The sequence below is a fragment of the Devosia rhodophyticola genome, from assembly GCF_028816475.1.
Taxonomy (GTDB): Bacteria; Pseudomonadota; Alphaproteobacteria; order Rhizobiales; family Devosiaceae; genus Devosia; species Devosia rhodophyticola.
Map to the genome: position 1 here is coordinate 3,397,106 of NZ_CP118247.1, position 19,132 is coordinate 3,416,237.

A 19,132-nucleotide genomic window follows, 5' to 3' on the forward strand; every position below is an offset into this window, starting at 1 on the left:
TTCGCCTAGCGACGGTTCCAAGCAAACCAAACCGCAGCGCATCCGGCCAACAAAAGCACCAAGCCAGAAATTGCCCACTGCATTGATGGCCCCTCGACGGATTCGCATTCACCGACACAAGCAATAGGTTCCATTACAACTAAACCGGTCCCCTGAAGGAACCATAGGCTGCCTAGCAGAAAAGCCAATAATCCCACGAGGCCAACGAGGCCGGAAACCCATTTCATCTGCTTCTCCATTTTTTCGATGTTCTCTAGCGTTGAAAGGTGACGTGCACAGTGCCGCTCTCGGCCGTCTCCGACTTCACCGTGTACCCGGCCTCCAGGCCGCGCAGATCGTCCCAGAGGCGTATGCCCCGCCCCAGCAGAATTGGAGTAATGGCAACATGCAGGCGGTCGACAAGTCCGGCCTTCAGGTAGTCGTGCACCATGCTCGGTCCGCCGCCAATTCTCACGTCCTTGCCATTTGCAGCCGCTAGAGCCTGCTGCAGCGCCTCGGCGGGATCTGCAGCGAGGAAGTGGAACGAAGTGCCGCCAGCCATCTCGATTGAAGGTCGCGGCGTGTGCGTCAGGACGAAGACCGGGCAGCGGAACGGTGGTTCATCGCCCCACCACCCTTTCCAGTTCGGGTCATCGGGAAAATTGTGCAACCCGAACTTGCCGGCCCCCATGATCTCGGCACCGATGTTGTCGAAGTAGTCCTTCGCATACTCATCGTCCATGCCAGTTGTCCCCTTGCCGCTGGTGTCTTTGAGCACGCGGTCCTGGAATGTCCTCGTCGCGACATAGGCGCCGACAAGGCGCGGCCAGTCTTCGCCAAAGGGCTTTTCGGGGGTTTGGTCGGTGGTGGTCGCGAAGCCATCAAGTGAAACGATAAGATCAACACGAACGGCCATGAGCAGGCTCCTTCTGAAGGTTTTGCAAACTACCGGAGATCCGGCAGACCTGATACTAAGGTGAGTGCCTTTGTATTTTACGCCAGATAATAAGACAAGTGCCTAATTATCATTGATCCGCCACGCAATCCGTTCTAAGTGAGTTTGATGCCTTACCATTCGACCCCACTCGATCTTGCCTTTCATGCGCTCAGCGATCCGACCCGCCGCGCGGTGGTCTCTCGGCTTGCTGAGGGGGAGGTGCCGGTCAGCGTTTTGGCCGCGCCATTCGACATGGCGCTTCCCTCGTTCGTTCAACATCTCAGAGTGCTGGAAGATTGCGGGTTGATCATAAGCGAAAAACGTGGACGTAGCCGCTGGTGTCGGCTGGAGCGCGGGCGCTTTGACGAGGCTGTAAACTGGATGGAAGCAGAGCGCCGGCGCGCCGCCGAGCAGCTCGACCGGCTGGAAGTATATTTGGACAAGAGGGAGGAGAGTGACGATGGAAAAACTTTTTGAAACCTGGTCGCTCGATCGTGAAATCGTAGTGGTCAAGGTACTGAAGCACCCCATCCATAAAGTCTTCGCCGCTTGGATAGACCCGGCGGCGCTGGCGCAATGGTATGGCCCGGCTGGCCTCAACATCGAGACCCACGAGGCCGATATTAGCGAGGGCGGAGTCTGGCGCTTCGATATGGTGGGCGTGTTCGAGGGCCAAGAGCAGCGCATCCCCAATCTCATGCGCTTCCTGAAGTTTGTGCCGAACGAGCTGATCGTAGTGGACTACGGCACGCCGGACCCCGACGACCCCGAGCGCTTCTATATGACGATCACCTTCGATGAGCAGACCGACGGCAAGACCGTGTTGACCATGCGTCAACTTCACTCAAGCCGCGAACGCCGCCAAGCCGTCGTCGGCTTCGGTGCGGTGGAGTATGGGCTGCAGACGCTGGACGGCCTCGCCGCTTGGCTTGATGGTTGAACGCTGCTCATCTGGAGTTCCGCGGTCGCCGCCATAGTGCCATGATTGACCGCTTTCAGGACTTTATGACCCAGTCCCGAACGACCGAAATGGGGTCGAAAGCTGCAGTTCGGCTATTTCGTCAGCTAATCCCACGCCACTATTCATCTCGTTTGTGGCCGTCGAGTTTTTTGGTGGCTTGATCGGCTTCGGACTTGGAGAGGGATTTTTCGGCCTTGGTGCGGCCGAATTTTTGGCGGTTTTGGGCGGCTTGATCGCTTTCGGCAGCCTTGGCCTTGCGTTTGCGGGCGGTGCGGAGGTTGACGATTTCAGCCATCGCCCTGCCCTCTCCTAAACCAGACGGCTTTGATCCATTGCCGCGTTGATGAAAGACGCGAACAAGGGGTGGGGTTCGAAGGGTTTTGATTTCAGTTCGGGATGAAATTGCACGCCGATAAACCATGGATGATCGGTGCGCTCAACGATTTCGGGCAGTTTGCCATCCGGGGAAACGCCGGAAAAAAGCAGGCCGTTTTTTTCGAGCACCTTGCGATAGGCCATGTTGACTTCGTAGCGGTGGCGGTGGCGCTCGGAAATGTGGGTGGTGCCGTAAATGTCGGCGACGCGGCTGCCGCGCGTCAGCTGGGCGGGATAGGCGCCAAGGCGCATCGTGCCGCCCAGATCGGCGTCATCTCCGCGCTTTTCGGTGTCGTTGCCTTTTACCCACTCGGTCATCATGCCGACAATCGGTTCCTTGGTCGTACCGAACTCGGTGGAACTGGCGGTCTTGATGCCGGCGGTGTTGCGCGCGGCCTCGATGCAGGCCATCTGCATGCCAAAGCAGATGCCGAAATAAGGCACGTCCTTGACGCGGGCGAACCGGGCAGCCTGAATTTTGCCTGCGGAGCCGCGTTCGCCAAAGCCGCCCGGCACCAGAATGCCGTGGACATGTTCAAGGTAGGGGGCCGGATCCTCGCGCTCGAACACTTCGCTGTCGATCCACTGGATATTGACCTTGACCTTGTTGGCGATGCCGCCATGGGCCAAGGCCTCGGACAGCGACTTATAGGCATCCTTGAGGCCGGTATATTTGCCGACGATGGCGATATTGACTTCGCCCTCGGGGCTATGAAGACGCTCGGAAACCTCGGCCCAGGCAGAAAGATCGGGGTCGGGCGCATCGGTGATACCGAAGGCGGCGAGGACTTCGCGATCCAGACCCTCCTTGTGATAGGACAGCGGCACATCATAGATCGAGGCAACGTCCAGACCCTGAATAACCGCCGATTCCCTTACGTTACAGAACAGGGAAAGCTTGCGCTTTTCGCCCTCGGGAATTGGCCGATCACAGCGCACCAGCAAGATGTCGGGCGCGATACCGATTGAGCGCAATTCCTTGACCGAGTGCTGGGTTGGCTTGGTTTTTAGCTCACCAGCGCTTGGAATATAGGGCATCAGGGTCAGATGCATGTAGACAGCGTCACCGCGCGGCAAATCATTGCCAAGCTGGCGGATGGCTTCAAAGAATGGCAGGCCTTCGATATCGCCGACTGTGCCGCCGATTTCGACGAGAACGAAATCAAAGTCCTCATTGCCGTCGATGACGAAATTCTTGATGGCGTCAGTGACGTGGGGAATGACCTGCACTGTGGCGCCGAGATAGTCGCCGCGCCGCTCCCTGGCGATGATGTCGGAATAAATCCGACCGGTGGTGACATTGTCCTGCTTGTTGGCAGAGCGGCCGGTGAAGCGCTCATAATGGCCAAGATCAAGATCAGTTTCGGCGCCATCGTCGGTAACAAAAACCTCGCCATGCTGGGTTGGCGACATGGTGCCGGGATCAACGTTGAGATACGGGTCCAGCTTGCGCAAGCGCACCTTGTAGCCGCGCGCCTGCAGGACAGCGCCCAATGCTGCCGATGCAAGACCCTTGCCCAATGAGGAGACCACGCCTCCGGTGATGAAAACATACCGCGCCATGGGCGTTCACCTTACACATCTCAGATTCGATTCGAAGAGCCCAAATTGAGCTCTACACGTAAAGAAGAAGGGGATGTTGCCATCCCCTTTTTTCGTGTGCCTTGCGGCAGCTAGTTCGTTGTTGGCGCCACCGGCGTGTCGCCGGGAGAAGCGTCGGTCGCGGCAGGGGCTGCCGCATCAGCGGGTGCTGATGTATCGGCGGGGGCGGTTGGAACCGGCAGATCGCTGGCGGGTGCCGCAGGCGTTGCCGCTTCGGCAGGCGCAGCGTCAGTTGCAGGAACCGGCAGATCCGAATCGCCCTGGAGGGCGTTCAGCGCATCAAGGACGTTGGTTGCGCCGTTACCGTCGGTGGATTGAGCGGCACGGTCCAGAATGGCGGTCGAGCCGCGATCAAACTGGCTGAGAACTGTCAGGCCAATGGCGGTTGCGAAGAACAGCGCGGCCAGAATCGCGGTCGTCCGGGTCAACAGATTGGCGGATCCGCGTGCGGTCATCAGGCCGCCGCCACCGCCGCCGATGCCCAGTGCACCGCCCTCGGAGCGCTGCAGCAATATAACCGCTATCAGCGCCAGCACGATCAGCAGATAGGCAACAATGAGGACGTTAGCCATTCTTGTCTCAGTCTTGGAAGTGTCAAATGTTGGCGCGTCATACACGCCCAGCAAAATAAATGCCAGTCGATTGCTCCGTTTTTTAGCGCAACCGAGATATGACGCACTGCTCTATATAGCGGAGATAATGGTGTAAAAGTCTTTTGCCAAGAGGCTGGCACCGCCAACAAGCCCCCCATTGACGTGATCGACCGCCAGTATTTCGCGGGCGTTAGTGGGCTTGAGCGAGCCGCCATAAAGGATTTTGATGCTGGCACCGCGGGCGGGGAAACGCTCGATCAGGATTGCGCGGATGCGGGAATGCATCTGGCTGATTTCCGCAATGGTGGGCGTGCGCCCGGTGCCGATGGCCCAGACGGGCTCATAGGCAACGACAACATCGTGCTGATCGGCAGCGGCGGGAATTGAGGCCAGCAATTGACTTTCAACGACGGCTTCGGCTGTGCCTGCATCGCGCTCGGCTTCCGTTTCGCCCACGCAAATGATCGGCTGCAGACTGGCGCCGAGAGCGGCTTCGGCTTTGGCGCGCACCATTTCGCTGGTTTCACCGTGATCGGCGCGACGTTCCGAGTGGCCGACAATGACGTATTGTGCGCCGGCGTCGGCAAGCATGGTTGCACTGATGTCGCCGGTGTGGGCGCCTGAATTTTCGGCGTGGCAATCCTGTCCGCCGAGCGCAATACCGGCCGAAGCGGTTTTGGCGCAGGCGGGAGCGATCAGCGTTGCGGGGGGCAGAGGACGACAATTGCGCGTGGGGCTTCGCCCGTTGTCAGCAGTTTTGCCAATGCCTGCAGTTCATCGAGCGACGCGGACGTGCCGTTCATTTTCCAGTTACCCGCAATCATGGGGGTTATTTTCGATGTCACTGTAAAAGCTCCTGCCTCTTGCACCGGGGCCAGTATTGCCCTAACCCGGCGTGGTTGTCTTGTTACGTTGGTCGTCCGGCGTGGCGAAACCACATGTGCCTCAAGGAAAAGTGGAATGGACTTTTTCTCTGGGCGCTTTACTAGTATCTCCGCCTAGCAGCGGTAAAGCCTAGACCTCGCGTATTGGAACGTCTGACATGCTCGATAGTTTGCGTATTTTTGCAAAATCCTGGCCCGGCAAGATCATGGGTGGCTTTTTGCTGGTCGGATTGGCCGGATTTGGCATCAATAATGTTATCACGAGCCTCGGCTCCAATACGGTGGCGCGCGTTGGCGATGTCGAGATTACGTCACGTGATTTTCTGCGGGACTATCAGAATCAGCTCAATCGCGTTGCTAGTCAAATTGGACGGATGCCAACCAGCGAAGAGGCCGTGAGCCTGGGCGTTCCTTCCATGGTCATTGGCGATCTGGCGCAGAACGCGGCGCTGGATCAGATGGCAAGCAATTATGGGCTGGGGGTTTCAGATGACCGCCTCAGTAACTTGCTGCGAAAGGACCCCAATTTTGCGGGAACGCTCGGCAACTTTGATCCGACCACTTTTTCGGACGTGTTGCGGCGCAGCGGAATAACCGAATCCGAATATCTGGAAAATGAGGCCAAGTCAGCACAACGGCAGCAGCTGGTCTTGTCGCTGTTTGGCGATACGCAATTGCCCGAGGCGGCATCAAAGCTGATCAACCGGTTTATCGGCGACAAACGCACCATTGATTATATCGTGCTGAACGAGACCGATATCGAGACACCGCCCGCGCCGACCGAGGACGAGTTGGCGGCCTATCTCAAGGACCATCAAAGCGAATATCGCACTGTGGAAACGCGCTCGGTCAAGGTTATGGCGCTGTCGCCCGAGATCATGGCGCAGAGCAAGTCCATCGACGATGCGGCGATTGCTGCGGAATACGAGAAGACCAAGGCAAGTCTGATCAAGCCGGAAACGCGCACGATTGAGCAGGTTGTGCTGGGTGATGATCTGGTGAAGACGTTTGAAGACGGCAAGTTGGCGGGCGAGAGCTTTGACGACCTGGTTGCCGCGAATAATCTGTCGCCTACCGAATTGGGCACGCTGTCGCAGGCGCAGATCAATGATGGTGATTTGGGCGATGCGGCGTTTTCATTGCCAGCAGATGGTTTTGCGGTGATCGACGGGGTTGCGGGCAAGCGGGCGATCCATGTCAGCGCGATTGATGTTGGTGGACAGACGTCTCTGGATGACGCCAAGTCCGATATCGCCGCCAAGCTGGCGTTGGCTGAAGCCAAAAATGATTATGCAACGATCCTCGATCAGATCGAGGAGTTGCGCGCGGCGTTCCGACCAATTGATGAAATTGCACAGCGCTATGACCTCAAGACATACGACCTCGTCGTCAGCGCTGATGGTAGTGCACTGGCTGCGGTTGACGGGTTAAAGGACGCGGATCGCGGTAAGGTTTCGCAGGCGATTTTTTCAGCTGAAGATGGCAAGCTGTCGCCGACGGTGACGCTCGGTGCCAATAATAATGTCTGGTTTGATCTAGGCACTATCGAGCCGGCGCGCGATGAGACACTCGATGAAGTGCGCGAAGAAGTATCGACCGCCTGGACTGCCGAAAAAGTCGACGCTGCCATTTCCGACACTGCCGACAAGATCGTCGCGCGTCTCGACGCTGGTGAAGCGCTGGGCGACATTGCCGCGTCGATGAATACGTTTCCGCAGTTGTCGCTGCAGTTTGGTCGGTCAGGCGAAGCAGATACATCGATTGATTCTGCAGTTGCCTCAAAGGTCTTTGCGGGTGGACCAGACAATCATGGTACGGCGCTCAACAATGATGGCGAGCAGATTGTATTTTCGGTGGCCAGCGTCGTTCCCGCTGACGGACCGCTAGAAGCCCAGGCGCTCGATTCGATCAACACCGATCAGCGCAACGGGCTTTATGCCGAATTTGTCACCGGCGTGAGGGACGAAGCAGGCTTGCGGATCAATGAGCAGGCATTGCAGCAGACGCTGTCGCTGGTCGGCCAATAGCAGTTTTAACTAGCAGGCGAGTTTTATGGGCGACGATCACTTTCGGCAGTTCGCGGATCTATACGATGCGGGAAAGTCTCAGATCGTCTGGCGTCGCATTGTTGCCGACCTCGAAACGCCGGTTGGCACCTATCTGAAGCTTGCTCAGGACCGGCAGAACACGTTCTTGCTGGAGTCAGTGCAAGACGGCGCCATTCGCGGCCGATATTCAATAATCGGGATGGAGCCGGATGTCATCCTGAAGGTGGAAGCTGGCACCGCGCTGATCAATCGCGCCGTCCATACCCACCCCGATCGGTTTGATCCGATTTCTGACGCTCCGCTGGATGCGTTGCGCGCGCTTGTAGCCAGCTCGAAAATAGAGGTGCCGCCCGGCCTGCCGCCGCAGTCAGCCGGGATTTATGGCTATCTGGGCTATGAAATGGTCCGCTATATGGAAGTGTTGCCCAATAGCAATGTTGACCATCTTGGCCTGCCAGAAGCTGTGTTGATGCGGCCCTCGCTGTTGGCCATTTTTGATACACTCAAGGATGAGCTTTATCTGACCGCACCGATCTATGTGCGCGATGGTGTCAGCGCCAGGCAGGCATGGGAAAGCGCACAGTCGCGCATGGATGAGGCCATGGAACGGCTAAGCCGGGCCCTGCCGACAGCGCCGGTTCTGCCGGATCTGGAAAATCTTGAAGTGACTAGCAATACCAGTCGCGAACGCTATTTTGAGATGGTTGCCGCCGCTAAGGACTATATCACCGCCGGTGATGTCTTCCAGGTGGTGTTGAGCCAGCGGTTTGAGGCTGAATTCACCCTCCCCCGACGGCGCTATATCGCGCTTTGCGTCGGACCAATCCCTCGCCTTATATGTATTTTCTGGATTTTGGCGGTTTTTCGATTGCCGGGTCCAGCCCGGAAGTCCTGGTGCGAGTGCAGGATGGGGAGATTACCATCCGGCCAATCGCTGGAACGCGCAAGCGCGGGTCAACGCCGACACGAGATCAGGAGTTGGCGGCCGAACTATTGTCCGACCCCAAGGAGCTTGCTGAACATTTGATGCTGCTTGATCTGGGGCGCAACGACGTGGGGCGCGTGGCCAAGACAGGCACGGTCAAAGTCACCGACAAGTTCTTTCTTGAATTTTACTCACACGTCATGCACATCGTTTCCAACGTGGTGGGCGTGCTTGACCCGAAATATGATTTTGTCGACGCCTTGAGCGCGGGCTTTCCAGCGGGCACGCTTTCTGGGGCGCCCAAGGTTCGTGCGATGGAAATCATTGACGAACTCGAAATGTCTCGCCGCGGTATCTATGGCGGATGCGTTGGCTATTTTGGCGCTGACGGGGCGATGGACACCTGCATTGTGCTGCGCACCGCAATCGTCAAAGATGGTAAGCTCTATGCGCAGGCGGGCGCAGGCATTGTTGCCGACAGCAAGCCCGAGCTTGAACAATTAGAATGTGAAAACAAGGCAAGGGCCCTGTTCAGCGCTGCTGAAGAAGCGCTGCGCTACGCGGGTGAAGCCAGGATCGGGCAATGACCAAAACGCTTGTCATCGATAATTATGACAGTTTCACCTACAATCTGGTGCATTTCCTCGGAGAGCTCGGCGCCGATATCAGCGTGCACCGCAACGACAAGATTACCCTGGACGAAATTGCAGCGATTGTGCCCGATGCCATCGTTCTGTCTCCTGGCCCCTGCACGCCGAACGAAGCGGGCATTTGTCTGGCGTTGATCGAGCGGTTTGCTCCGACAACGCCATTGCTCGGCGTGTGTCTGGGCCATCAGGCCATTGGTCAGGCCATGGGCGGCAAAGTTATCCGCGCACCGCATTTGATGCACGGCAAGACAAGCCCGATCAATCACACGGGCAAAGGCCTGTTCCGTGGGCTGAATGCCGGTTTTGAGGCAACGCGTTATCATTCGCTGATCGTTGAGCGCGATAGCCTGCCGGACGTTCTGGAAATTACCGCGTCAAGCGATGACGGCCTGATCATGGGCATGCAGCACGCCGAATGGCCAGTGCACGGCGTGCAGTTTCATCCCGAAAGCATTGCCTCGGAAAACGGGCATGCCTTGCTACAGAATTTTCTCAATCTGGCCCGCGATTTCAATTTGGGGAAGGCTGCCTGATGGATATCAAATCAGCGCTCAACAAGATCGCGGACAGCCGCGATTTGACCGGCGAAGAAATGCGCGGCGTCATTGATATCATCATGTCGGGCGACGCCACGCCCTCCCAGATTGGCGCTTTCTTGATGGGCATGCGGGTCAAGGGCGAAACGGTTGGTGAGATTGCGGCGGCTGTGTCGATCATGCGCCAGAAAATGGTGAAGGTTGACGCCCCCGAAGACGCGATTGATATTGTGGGCACCGGTGGGGACGGATCTGGAACGCTGAATATTTCCACTGCCAGCGCCATTGTCGTCGCGGCGGCGGGAGTGCCGGTCGCCAAGCATGGCAACAAGGCGCTGTCGTCCAAATCCGGCTCTTCGCAGGCGCTCGAAGCGCTGGGCGTCAAGCTTGATCTGTCACCAGACCAGATCGGGCGCTGTATCAAGCAGGCCGGAATCGGCTTCATGTTTGCCCCCCAGCATCACCCGGCGATGCGCCACGTCGGCCCTGCCCGCGTTGAACTGGGCGTGCGCACCATGTTCAATCTGCTGGGGCCACAATCGAATCCGGCGGGCGTGCGCCGTTATATGCTCGGCGTTTATGATCAGGAATGGGTTGAACCAGTTGCGGCGGCGCTGTTGGCCAACCGGGCCGTCAAGGCCTGGGTTGTGCATGGCAGCGACGGCCTGGACGAATTGACCACCACCGGGCCGAGCTTTGTCGCCCAGATCGCCAATGGTGATTTGCGCAGCTTTGAAGTCACGCCAGAAGATGCGGGCCTCAAGCGCGCCAGCATCGAAGACATTGCCGGCGGCGACCCCGAATACAATGCCGGAGCAATTACAGAACTGCTGGCTGGCGCGCCGGGCGCCTATCGCGATATAGTGCTGCTCAACAGTGCGGCGTCATTTATCGTAGCCGAGCGGGCTGACGACCTCAAATCGGGCGCGGCGCTTGCTGCCGAAATGATTGATAGTGGCAAGGCCAGACAGACATTGGAGCGATTGGTCGCCATATCCAACGAGACCGGGCAATGAACGACATTCTTCAGCAGATTGAATCTTACAAGCGTGAGGAAATCGCAGCCGCAAAGACCATGCGGCCCTGGGCGGAAGTTGTGGCACAGGCGCATGATCAGCCTGCCCCGCGCGGATTTGTCAATGCGATCAAGACCAAGCGGAGCGAAGGCAAATATGCGCTGATCGCCGAGGTCAAGAAGGCCAGCCCGTCCAAGGGTCTGATCCGGGAAAATTTCGATCCGTCCGCCATCGCGCGGGCCTATGAAATGGGCGGCGCTGCCTGTCTTTCGGTGCTGACCGATCGGCCATCGTTTCAGGGGTCGCCGAGCTATCTGATCGAGGCGCGCGCGGCCACGCGATTGCCGGTTCTACGCAAGGATTTTTGTTCGAGACCTATCAGGTCGTCGAGGCGCGCGCCTGGGGAGCTGATTGCATTTTGATCATTCTCGCCGCCGTGGGCGATGATGTTGCGCGCTATTTGCTCGACGCCGCCGAAGAATGGGGCATGGATGCGCTGGTTGAGGTGCATGACCAGCTCGAACTGGATCGGGCATTGGCGCTCGATGCAAAATTTATTGGCATCAACAACCGCAATCTGCGCACTTTTGAAACGCGTTTGGAAACCTCGGTTGATCTTTCGGTAGGTGTTCCGCCCGGCATTCTGCTGGTCAGCGAAAGCGGTATTGGCGATCATGCCGACGTCAAACAGCTCGATGAAAAGGCTGGAATCGGTACGTTTTTGATCGGTGAAAGTCTGATGCGGCAGGCGGACGTTGCTGCGGCGACCCGCGCCCTACTGTTTGGTGAAACCGTCAGTTCGTAATGGCGGCCCCCCTCACCCATCTCAATGACCGGGGCGAAGCCCACATTGTCGATGTTGGCGACAAGGCGATAACGCGCCGACAGGCCGTGGCCGCAGCGCGGCTGGTCGCCAAAGCCGAAACCATTGCTGCCATAGCGGGTGGTTCGCTCAAAAAAGGCGACGCATTGGCTGTGGCGCGTGTTGCCGGGATCATGGCTGCAAAGAAGACGGCTGATCTCATCCCACTCTGCCATCCGATCGCATTGACCAAAATCAGCGTCGATATAGACGTTGAAGCTGGTGGATTGAGCCTGCGAATTTTGGCGCGCGCCGAAACCACGGGGCAAACCGGGGTTGAAATGGAAGCACTTGTCGCGGCGTCGACCGCGGCGCTGACGCTATACGACATGGCCAAGGCGATTGATCGAGATATGGTCGTTACCGATGTCTGTGTCCTCGAAAAATCGGGCGGCAAGTCGGGCGATTATCGGAAGCACCCATGAGCCTGTTGCCGGTTGAAGATGCCATCGCCGCCATCCTGGGACGTGTGCCGGCGCCAACCGGTGAGCGGGTTGGATTGGCAGAGGCCAACGGGCGCGTGCTGTTTGAGCCCCTGATTGCCAGCCACAACCAGCCGCCGTTCAACGCCAGCGCCATGGACGGCTATGCCGTTCGTGCGGGCGATATGGCGCCGGGCAAGTCGTTCTCAGTCATTGGTGTGTCGCAGGCGGGTGCTGGGTTTTCAGGATCTGTTGGCGCCGGACAGTGCGTGAGGATTTTTACCGGTGCACCGGTGCCGGAAGGTGCCGACGCGGTGATCATGCAGGAGGAGGCGGAGGCGCGCGACGGCGCAGCGACGTTTTCCAGCCGACCTCCTGTTGGGCGCAGCATTCGGCCGATTGGCAACGACTTTGCCACTGGGCGGCAGTTGATGGCGGCGGGGGATGTGTTGGGGCCCTATTCGCTGGCACTAGCAGCGGCGGCGAACAAGGCAGAAATTGTGGCGAGCCGACGCCCTCGGATCGCCGTTTTGGCGACGGGCGATGAGTTGCAGTTGCCGGGCCAACCACTGGGCCCGGATGAAATCGTGGCGTCGAACAATTTCGGGCTGGTGCCAATGTTTGCCCCCTATGCCCAGGAGGTTCTGGATCTGGGTATTGCGCGAGATGATCGGGTTACTCTGCGCGCCAAGCTGGTTGAGGCTTTTGATCGTGGCATCGACATGCTGGTGACGACGGGCGGGGCGAGCGTGGGGGATCACGATATCGTTCAGGAAGTACTGAAGGATATTGGCGTTGAGCTGGATTTCTGGCGCATAAACATGCGGCCGGGCAAACCATTGATGTTCGGTACCCGGGGCAGCACATTGGTTTTCGGACTGCCGGGCAATCCGGTTTCGGCCATGGTGACGGCGGCACTGTTCATCAAACCGGCACTGCGGCAGTGGCTGGGAATGAAAATGGCGGTCCCGACCCCGATGCGCCTGCCGCTCGCCGGGCCGACACCGCCCAATTCGTCGCGCCGTCATTTCATGCGGGCAAGGCTTGTGTCTGGCAGCGTTGGCATGGCGGTTGAGCCGATCAGCCAGACGGACAGCGGGCACACCTCATCGCTGGCGCAGGCCGATGTCTTGATTTTCCAGCCGGAGAATGATCCGGGGCAGCCGGTGGGTACGGTGGTTGATTGCGTTAGATTGGATGCGTTTTAGCGGCGGGGATAGCTGTGAGCGGGCAGTTGGAAAAAATTTTGGGGGAAGCGCGGCGCTGCCAGATTTGTGCCCACGAGTTGCCGATGGGCCCGCGACCGATCATTCAGGCGGGGACAGGCGCGCGGATATTGATTGTCGGGCAGGCACCGGGTCGAAAAGTCCATTTGAGCGGCGTTCCGTGGGACGATCAGAGCGGGGACCGGCTGCGCGAGTGGATGGGGATCGACAAGGCGCGGTTTTATGACCCCGACTGTATTGCCATTCTGCCGATGGGGTTTTGCTATCCGGGCGCGGTTGCCGGTGGCGGCGATCGACCGCCGGACAAACGCTGCGCCCCTGCCTGGCATCAACGCATTCGTGAAGAGTTGCCCAACGTCGAGTTGACGCTGTTGGTGGGCGGTTATGCGCAGAAATACTATCTGGAACAACCATCGGGATCGCTGACCGACACAGTGGCGGCATTTGAGAAATTTATGCCAACCACCCTGCCCTTGCCGCATCCAAGCTGGCGGGTGGTTGGCTGGATGCGGCGCAACGGTTGGTTTGAAAGCAAGGTGTTACCTGCGTTGCGCGAGCGGGTGGCAGCGTTAGTCAGTGACGATCATTGATTTCTCATGGGCCGTGACGTGACCGGTCTTGATCCCATATTGCGGCTTATCTGCAAATGCGCGCCGACTACCATTTCTGGCGGTCGTACCAATCATCGACCTCCTTGCGGACATCGTCCTTGGCCTTGCCGTATCGCTCCTGAAGTTTACCCTCAAGCTGCTCGCGGTTGCCGTTGATCTGGTCGATGTCGTCGTCAGTGAGTTTGCCCCACTGCTCCTTGACCTTACCTGTTATCTGCTTCCAGCTGCCTTCAACACGATTCCAGTCCATGACCTTCTCCCTTGATTGAGTGTGGGAAAACAACGTCCTTGGCTTGGCTATGTTCCAATGGCTGGTGAACGAAGCGGGCATGCGCAAATCAGACCCTTGCTATTGGGGGGGCAGATCATCCATCGTGCGCCCGAACGGAGAGGCAGACATGACGCAGGCATTTTTGGAGCACATTCGTGACACGCTCGAGCAGATCGAAGTGGATGGGCTGTATAAGCGCGAAAGGCTGATAGCTGGAGCGCAGGGTGCGCGCGTCAACGTGCGGCAGAATGGGCATGAGCGCTCCATGATCAACCTGTGCGCCAATAACTATCTCGGCCTTGCCGACCATCCGGATATCAAGCGTTCCGCACGGGATGCGATTGATGAATTCGGGTTCGGGATGGCCTCGGTGCGGTTCATTTGCGGTGCCCAGACGCTGCATCGTGAACTGGAGCACACCATTGCCCGCTATCTTGGCAAAGATGATGCCATTCTGTTCGCTGCCTGTTTTGATGCCAATGGCGGTGTATTCGAAACGCTGCTTGGTCCTGAAGATGCCGTCATTTCCGACAGTCTCAACCACGCCTCGATCATTGATGGGGTGCGGCTATGCAAGGCGAAGCGTTACCGCTTTGCCAATTCAGACATGGATGGTTTGGAGGATCAGCTCAAGCAGGCGCAAGCCGACGGCGCGCGCTTTAAGCTGGTGGTGACCGACGGGGTGTTTTCCATGGATGGTTATGTCGCCAACCTGCCCGATATCTGCGCTTTGGCGGACAAATATGGGGCGATGGTGCTGGTCGATGATTGTCATGCGACCGGTCATCTCGGCCCCGAAGGTCGCGGCACGCCTGCCCTGACAGGCGTCGGCCAGGCAGTTGACATCGTGACGGGGACGTTTGGCAAAACTTTGGGCGGCGGTATGGGTGGGTTCATTGCGGCCGCCCAACCAGTCATCGACCTGTTGAGGCAGCGTGCTCGTCCCTATTTGTTCTCCAACAGTCTGGCCCCGACAGTCGCAGCCGGGTCGTTGAAGGCCATTGCCATTGCCGAGCAGGCCGACGATTTGCGCGAAAGACTGCAAAACCATACGCGCCGTTTCAGGGACAGTCTTGGCGAGGCTGGATTTGAGCTGTTGCCCGGCGAAACTCCTATCATTCCGGTGATGACGCATGAAGCGCCGCTGGCACAGAGGTTGGCGGCAGCGCTGGACGAACGGGGAGTCTATGTGGCCGGGTTCTTTTTCCCCGTGGTGCCGAAAGGCAAGGCGCGCATTAGAACGCAAATGTCGGCGGCCCTGTCGGAACAGGATGTGGACGACGCCATCGCTGCGTTCATTGATGCAGGCAGGGCCACCGGCCTTATCTAAGGAATTTATTGAATGAAAGCGTTGAGCAAGCTCAAAGCCGAACCCGGCATCTGGATGGTGGACGCACCGATTCCTGAAATTGGCACTGAAGACGTTCTTATCAAGGTTCACAAGACCGGTATTTGCGGCACGGATGTTCATATCTACAATTGGGATGAATGGGCGCAAAAGACAGTGCCTGTGCCGATGATTACCGGGCACGAATATGCCGGCGAGATTGTCGAAGTCGGGGCCGATGTCACCAAGCTGAAAACGGGCCAACGCGTTTCCGGCGAGGGTCATGTCGTGGGCATGAACAACCGTGCTTCGCGCGCCGGAAAATATCACCTGGACCCCGAAACCAAGGGGATTGGCGTTAATTTGCCCGGCGCCTTTGCCGAATATGTCAAAATACCGGCGTTCAACGTCATCCCTCTTCCCGATGGCATTGACGATGAAATCGGCGCCATCCTTGATCCGCTCGGCAACGCCGTGCACACGGCGTTGGCATTTGATCTGGTTGGTGAGGATGTCATCATTACCGGCGCGGGTCCCATTGGCATCATGGCCGCAGCGGTCGCCGATCGGGCGGGTGCTCGACGCGTGGTGATTACCGATGTCAACACCGAACGCCTCAAGCTGGCAACACAGGTTGCCAAGGTTCGCACCGTCAATGTCGCGACGGAGAACCTGCGCGAAGTGATGGCCGAAATGGGCATGAAGGAAGGGTTTGATGTCGGGCTGGAAATGAGCGGTGCGCCTGCAGCGCTTGATCAAATGATCGACCATCTGGTCATGGGCGGTCGTATCGCCCTGTTGGGTGTACCGGCCCGCCCTTTTGTTTTTGATCTATCCAAAGTCGTCTTCCGCATGGTCAATCTCAAGGGCATCTATGGCCGAGAAATGTTTGAGACCTGGCACAAGATGCTGGCGATGCTGGAAAGCGGGCTCGATGTGCGCAATATCATTACGCACCGTATGAACGCCGCTGATTACGCACAAGCATTCGAAATTGCCGCCAATGGACAGGCTGGCAAGATTGTTCTTGATTGGACTGACCTTTAGGCCGGGGTGATCAGCCGAGGGGCTAGATTATTTCATCCTCGTCAAATAGGGGATCAGCATCAAGCTGGGCCGCTACGCTTTCGATTGTTGCCTGCGGGTCGAGGTCTCGTTCGACGGCGGCGATGTGGAACATGCCGTCGCCTTCATTGGCGATGGGCAGATTGGTTCGCCCGATGATCAGCCCGCTGGTGGGGGCCAGAAGTTCGCTTTCGACTTCGCCGAAAGGATCAGCGATCATGCCCAGCAAATCGCCTTCTGCCACTTCTTCGCCAATTGTCTTGAAGGTTCGCAACAGGCCGCCCGCTGGTGCCCTCACCCAGGTGCTTGAACGGGACAGGATCGGTGGGTGGCGCAGCTTTGGAATGCTTTTGGCCGAAATCATGTCCAGCTGGTGCAACACCCGCAGAATGCCCGATAGGCCAACGCGGACACCCAACTCATCGAACCGAAGCCCCTCGCCTGCTTCGTAGAGCAGAATATCCACGCCTTCTTCGGCGGCCGAGGCGCGCAGCGAGCCTTCGCGCAGTTTGGACGTCAAAATCAACGGAGCGCCAAATGACTGAGCCAATGAAATTGCTCTGGGACTGCCCGGTGAAATCCGAATTTGCGGCAGGTTGGTGCGGTGGATCGCCGCCGAATGCAGGTCGATGCCGACGTCGCTGCGTTTGACGATCTGATTAAGAAACAGATCGGCCAAGCGCCCCGCCAACGATCCCTGCGCACTGCCTGGGAAAGAGCGATTAAGATCGCGACGGTCGGGCAGATAGCGCGAATGGTTCATGAAACCGAAAGCATTGACGATCGGCACGGCCAACAAAGTGCCCTTGAGCCGATCGAGATTGGGCACGCGCAGCAACCGCCGCACGATTTCCACGCCAATGACCTCGTCACCGTGGATCGCAGCGCTGACAAAGACGGTTGGCCCCGGCAACCTGCCGTGCACAACGTGCACGGACATGGTCACCGGGGTATGATCGGACAATACACTGACTGGCAGGTTCACGGTTGATCGTGAACCCGGCGCAATCCGGCTGGATCCCAGCTCGAAGGCTTTGCGGGCGACCACTAGCCCTTACCACGCGTCTTGGTTTGATTGGGACGGGCGCTGTGGACCAGAAAATCAATGATCTTGCTGGCAATATCGATGCCAGTTGCCTTTTCAACGCCTTCCAGACCGGGCGAGGAATTAACCTCCATCACCACGGGTCCGTGGTTGGCGCGCAGCATGTCGACGCCGCAGACGTTCAGCCCCATGGCCTTGGCCGCGCGAATGGCGGTGGAGCGTTCTTCAGGCGAAATCTTGATCGGTTGCGCGCTGCCGCCACGATGCAGATTGGAGCGGAACTCGCCCTCGGCGCCTTTTCGCTGCATGGCAGCGATGACCTTGCCGCCAACCACAAGCGCCCGAATGTCGGTGCCGCCGGCTTCCTTGATAAATTCCTGCACCAGAATGTTGACGCCGGCACCACGAAACGCCTCAACCACTGACTTTGCCGAGCGTTCGGTATCGGCCAGCACCACACCGATGCCCTGCGTACCTTCAAGCAGCTTGATCACCAATGGCGCGCCGCCGGCAAGTTTCAGCACTTCTTCGGTTTGCTTTGGATCGTGGGCAAAAGTGGTGACCGGCAGGCCAATGCCGTCGCGGGCCAACAATTGCATCGAACGCAATTTGTCGCGCGACCGGCCAATCGCTACCGATTCGTTGAGTGGGAACACGCCCATCATCTCGAACTGGCGCAGTACGGCCAGACCATAAAAGGTCACGGAGGCACCGATACGTGGAATAACCGCGTCGTAAAATGGCAATTTTTCGCCGTTGTAATAGACCTCGGGTCGGCGCGAGGCGATGTTCATGTAACAGCGCAGCGTATTAATGATATCAAGTTCGTGCCCACGCTCTTCAGCGGCCTCTTTCAGGCGCTTGTGCGAATATAGTTCAGCGTTTCTCGCCAGCATTGCTATTTTCATCGTGGTCTCCTCTCTTCGGAGTGGCCGGGTTTCGGCAGATTTGCCAGATATCTGGCGCGCGTCGTTAGGACGCCTTTGCTTGATCCCCGGACGCAATCGCGTCGCTCGCGAGGAACGAACGTCCCGGATTGATCAACAGATTGCGGCGGCGGATTGCCGTTCTTCCCAGGATGAGATCGAACGACATGGCCCCCCTGTCGGCCAGTGACAATTCGATTGGCCAGCTTCGGCCTGCCAGCATCATCGAGGTCTGGATGATGAAGCGCATCTCGGTTTTGCCGCCGGTGTTTTTGATCGACCGTGTGTCGAGCAATGGCGCAGTGCAGAGTTGTTCATGACCCGCACCCGGCACGATAAATTCAACGAACTCATCGCCAAGGTGCCGGATCACCTTCACATTGCTGGCGTGCAATGCCGAGGTGCGGGCGCCGGTATCAATTTTGGCGGTGATCCGATCCAGCCCCAATTGCGGCAGGGACACCCACTCCCGCCAGCCGATCGTGATCGTCGCGCGCGGCGCTTTGCTCATCTAATCCGCCACATCGTCGTTGGCACGACGATAGTTGGTAAATGTGTTGGCGCTGAGCACCACGAAAAAACTATCCATATCGATCAAGACATATCCCCGTTCCAGCATGGCCCTTGTCAACGTGACGATGTCCGCCTCGTAGAGGCGTTTTTTGCCTGTCATGGCACGCACCAGCTTAGCGGCAATTCGGTAGCGCCCCGATGGTTTGCCGCCGAAGGTTTCGCCATAAAGTTCACAGAGCCGGTCGGCGGCTTCTTCAATCAATGCTTCGATCATCATGGCTCGTTCATATCAGGCAATATATTTTTGTCTATAGATAAATTATTTTTGTCTTTTGGCGATTCCTCTGTTATCCGAGTT

The 19,132-nt window shown here is 58.0% G+C and carries 19 protein-coding genes and 3 pseudogenes; 12 read left to right on the plus strand and 10 right to left on the minus strand.

The features are described from left to right. Positions 1-253: 253 nt before the first annotated feature. Entirely contained in the window at positions 254-895 is a 642-nt protein-coding gene (locus tag PSQ90_RS16630; RefSeq protein ID WP_282211359.1) for a dihydrofolate reductase family protein, read from the minus strand. A 147-nt stretch (positions 896-1,042) separates the two neighbouring features. On the opposite strand from PSQ90_RS16630, the gene PSQ90_RS16635 reads away from it, so the two are divergent. Continuing rightward, complete coding sequence (locus PSQ90_RS16635) at positions 1,043-1,393, plus strand: ArsR/SmtB family transcription factor (protein WP_282211360.1); 351 nt, start codon at positions 1,043-1,045, stop codon at positions 1,391-1,393. Continuing rightward, positions 1,377-1,856, plus strand: coding sequence for an SRPBCC domain-containing protein (locus tag PSQ90_RS16640; protein ID WP_282211361.1), 480 nt, complete (start codon positions 1,377-1,379; stop codon positions 1,854-1,856). The genes PSQ90_RS16635 and PSQ90_RS16640 overlap by 17 nt, the downstream gene beginning before the upstream one ends. 139 nt (positions 1,857-1,995) lie before the next feature. On the opposite strand, the gene PSQ90_RS16645 is transcribed toward PSQ90_RS16640, so the two are convergent. From PSQ90_RS16645 to tpiA, 4 genes and pseudogenes are all read right to left on the minus strand, one after another. Continuing rightward, positions 1,996-2,172 (minus strand): DUF4169 family protein, encoded by a 177-nt coding sequence (locus PSQ90_RS16645; protein WP_282211362.1) that lies wholly within the window; start codon positions 2,170-2,172, stop codon positions 1,996-1,998. 14 nt (positions 2,173-2,186) lie between these two features. Further along, the gene (locus PSQ90_RS16650) at positions 2,187-3,815 is read right to left on the minus strand and encodes a CTP synthase (protein WP_282211363.1); all 1,629 of its coding nucleotides are present in this window, start codon (positions 3,813-3,815) and stop codon (positions 2,187-2,189) included. 110 nt (positions 3,816-3,925) lie between these two features. Next, positions 3,926-4,426, minus strand: a complete 501-nt coding sequence (gene secG, locus PSQ90_RS16655; protein ID WP_282211364.1) for a preprotein translocase subunit SecG — start codon at positions 4,424-4,426, stop codon at positions 3,926-3,928. Between the two features lie 111 nt (positions 4,427-4,537). Further along, positions 4,538-5,292, minus strand: a pseudogene (gene tpiA, locus PSQ90_RS16660) (triose-phosphate isomerase). A 197-nt stretch (positions 5,293-5,489) separates the two neighbouring features. On the opposite strand from tpiA, the gene PSQ90_RS16665 reads away from it, so the two are divergent. From PSQ90_RS16665 to PSQ90_RS16700, 8 genes and pseudogenes are all read left to right on the plus strand, one after another. Then, entirely contained in the window at positions 5,490-7,358 is a 1,869-nt protein-coding gene (locus tag PSQ90_RS16665; protein ID WP_282211365.1) for a peptidylprolyl isomerase, read from the plus strand. A gap of 25 nt (positions 7,359-7,383) precedes the next feature. Continuing rightward, positions 7,384-8,891, plus strand: a pseudogene (gene trpE / locus PSQ90_RS16670) (anthranilate synthase component I). Beyond that, on the plus strand, positions 8,888-9,487 hold the full coding sequence (locus PSQ90_RS16675) for an anthranilate synthase component II (RefSeq protein ID WP_282211366.1): 600 nt from the start codon (positions 8,888-8,890) through the stop codon (positions 9,485-9,487). Before trpE ends, PSQ90_RS16675 begins: the two are co-directional and overlap by 4 nt. Then, positions 9,487-10,506 carry an anthranilate phosphoribosyltransferase gene (trpD, locus tag PSQ90_RS16680; RefSeq protein WP_407648138.1) on the plus strand — a complete coding sequence of 340 codons (1,020 nt, stop codon included), beginning with the start codon at positions 9,487-9,489 and terminating at the stop codon, positions 10,504-10,506. The genes PSQ90_RS16675 and trpD overlap by 1 nt, the downstream gene beginning before the upstream one ends. After that, a pseudogene (gene trpC, locus PSQ90_RS16685) lies at positions 10,503-11,311 on the plus strand (indole-3-glycerol phosphate synthase TrpC). Before trpD ends, trpC begins: the two are co-directional and overlap by 4 nt. Continuing rightward, complete coding sequence (moaC, locus tag PSQ90_RS16690) at positions 11,311-11,793, plus strand: cyclic pyranopterin monophosphate synthase MoaC (protein ID WP_282211367.1); 483 nt, start codon at positions 11,311-11,313, stop codon at positions 11,791-11,793. The pseudogene trpC and the gene moaC overlap by 1 nt, the downstream one beginning before the upstream one ends. Continuing rightward, positions 11,790-12,998, plus strand: a complete 1,209-nt coding sequence (locus tag PSQ90_RS16695; RefSeq protein WP_282211368.1) for a molybdopterin molybdotransferase MoeA — start codon at positions 11,790-11,792, stop codon at positions 12,996-12,998. The genes moaC and PSQ90_RS16695 overlap by 4 nt, the downstream gene beginning before the upstream one ends. An 8-nt stretch (positions 12,999-13,006) precedes the next feature. Further along, complete coding sequence (locus PSQ90_RS16700; protein ID WP_456077455.1) at positions 13,007-13,606, plus strand: uracil-DNA glycosylase family protein; 600 nt, start codon at positions 13,007-13,009, stop codon at positions 13,604-13,606. 67 nt (positions 13,607-13,673) lie between these two features. On the opposite strand, the gene PSQ90_RS16705 is transcribed toward PSQ90_RS16700, so the two are convergent. After that, the gene (locus tag PSQ90_RS16705) at positions 13,674-13,877 is read right to left on the minus strand and encodes a CsbD family protein (protein ID WP_282211370.1); all 204 of its coding nucleotides are present in this window, start codon (positions 13,875-13,877) and stop codon (positions 13,674-13,676) included. Positions 13,878-14,025: 148 nt separating this feature from the next. Between PSQ90_RS16705 and PSQ90_RS16710 the strand changes: the two genes are divergently transcribed. Both PSQ90_RS16710 and tdh read left to right on the plus strand, forming a co-directional pair. Continuing rightward, entirely contained in the window at positions 14,026-15,228 is a 1,203-nt protein-coding gene (locus tag PSQ90_RS16710; RefSeq protein ID WP_282211371.1) for a glycine C-acetyltransferase, read from the plus strand. 12 nt (positions 15,229-15,240) lie between these two features. Continuing rightward, entirely contained in the window at positions 15,241-16,272 is a 1,032-nt protein-coding gene (gene tdh / locus PSQ90_RS16715; protein WP_282211372.1) for an L-threonine 3-dehydrogenase, read from the plus strand. Positions 16,273-16,294: 22 nt separating this feature from the next. On the opposite strand, the gene PSQ90_RS16720 is transcribed toward tdh, so the two are convergent. From PSQ90_RS16720 to PSQ90_RS16735, 4 genes are all read right to left on the minus strand, one after another. After that, entirely contained in the window at positions 16,295-17,275 is a 981-nt protein-coding gene (locus PSQ90_RS16720) for a succinylglutamate desuccinylase/aspartoacylase family protein (protein ID WP_282211373.1), read from the minus strand. 62 nt (positions 17,276-17,337) lie between these two features. Then, a complete protein-coding gene (rimK, locus tag PSQ90_RS16725; protein WP_282211374.1) occupies positions 17,338-18,243 on the minus strand; it encodes a 30S ribosomal protein S6--L-glutamate ligase in 906 nt (301 codons plus the stop codon). A 64-nt stretch (positions 18,244-18,307) separates the two neighbouring features. Continuing rightward, on the minus strand, positions 18,308-18,772 hold the full coding sequence (locus PSQ90_RS16730) for an ATP-dependent zinc protease family protein (protein WP_282211375.1): 465 nt from the start codon (positions 18,770-18,772) through the stop codon (positions 18,308-18,310). Further along, positions 18,773-19,051 (minus strand): hypothetical protein, encoded by a 279-nt coding sequence (locus tag PSQ90_RS16735; protein ID WP_282211376.1) that lies wholly within the window; start codon positions 19,049-19,051, stop codon positions 18,773-18,775. Positions 19,052-19,132: the final 81 nt, after the last annotated feature.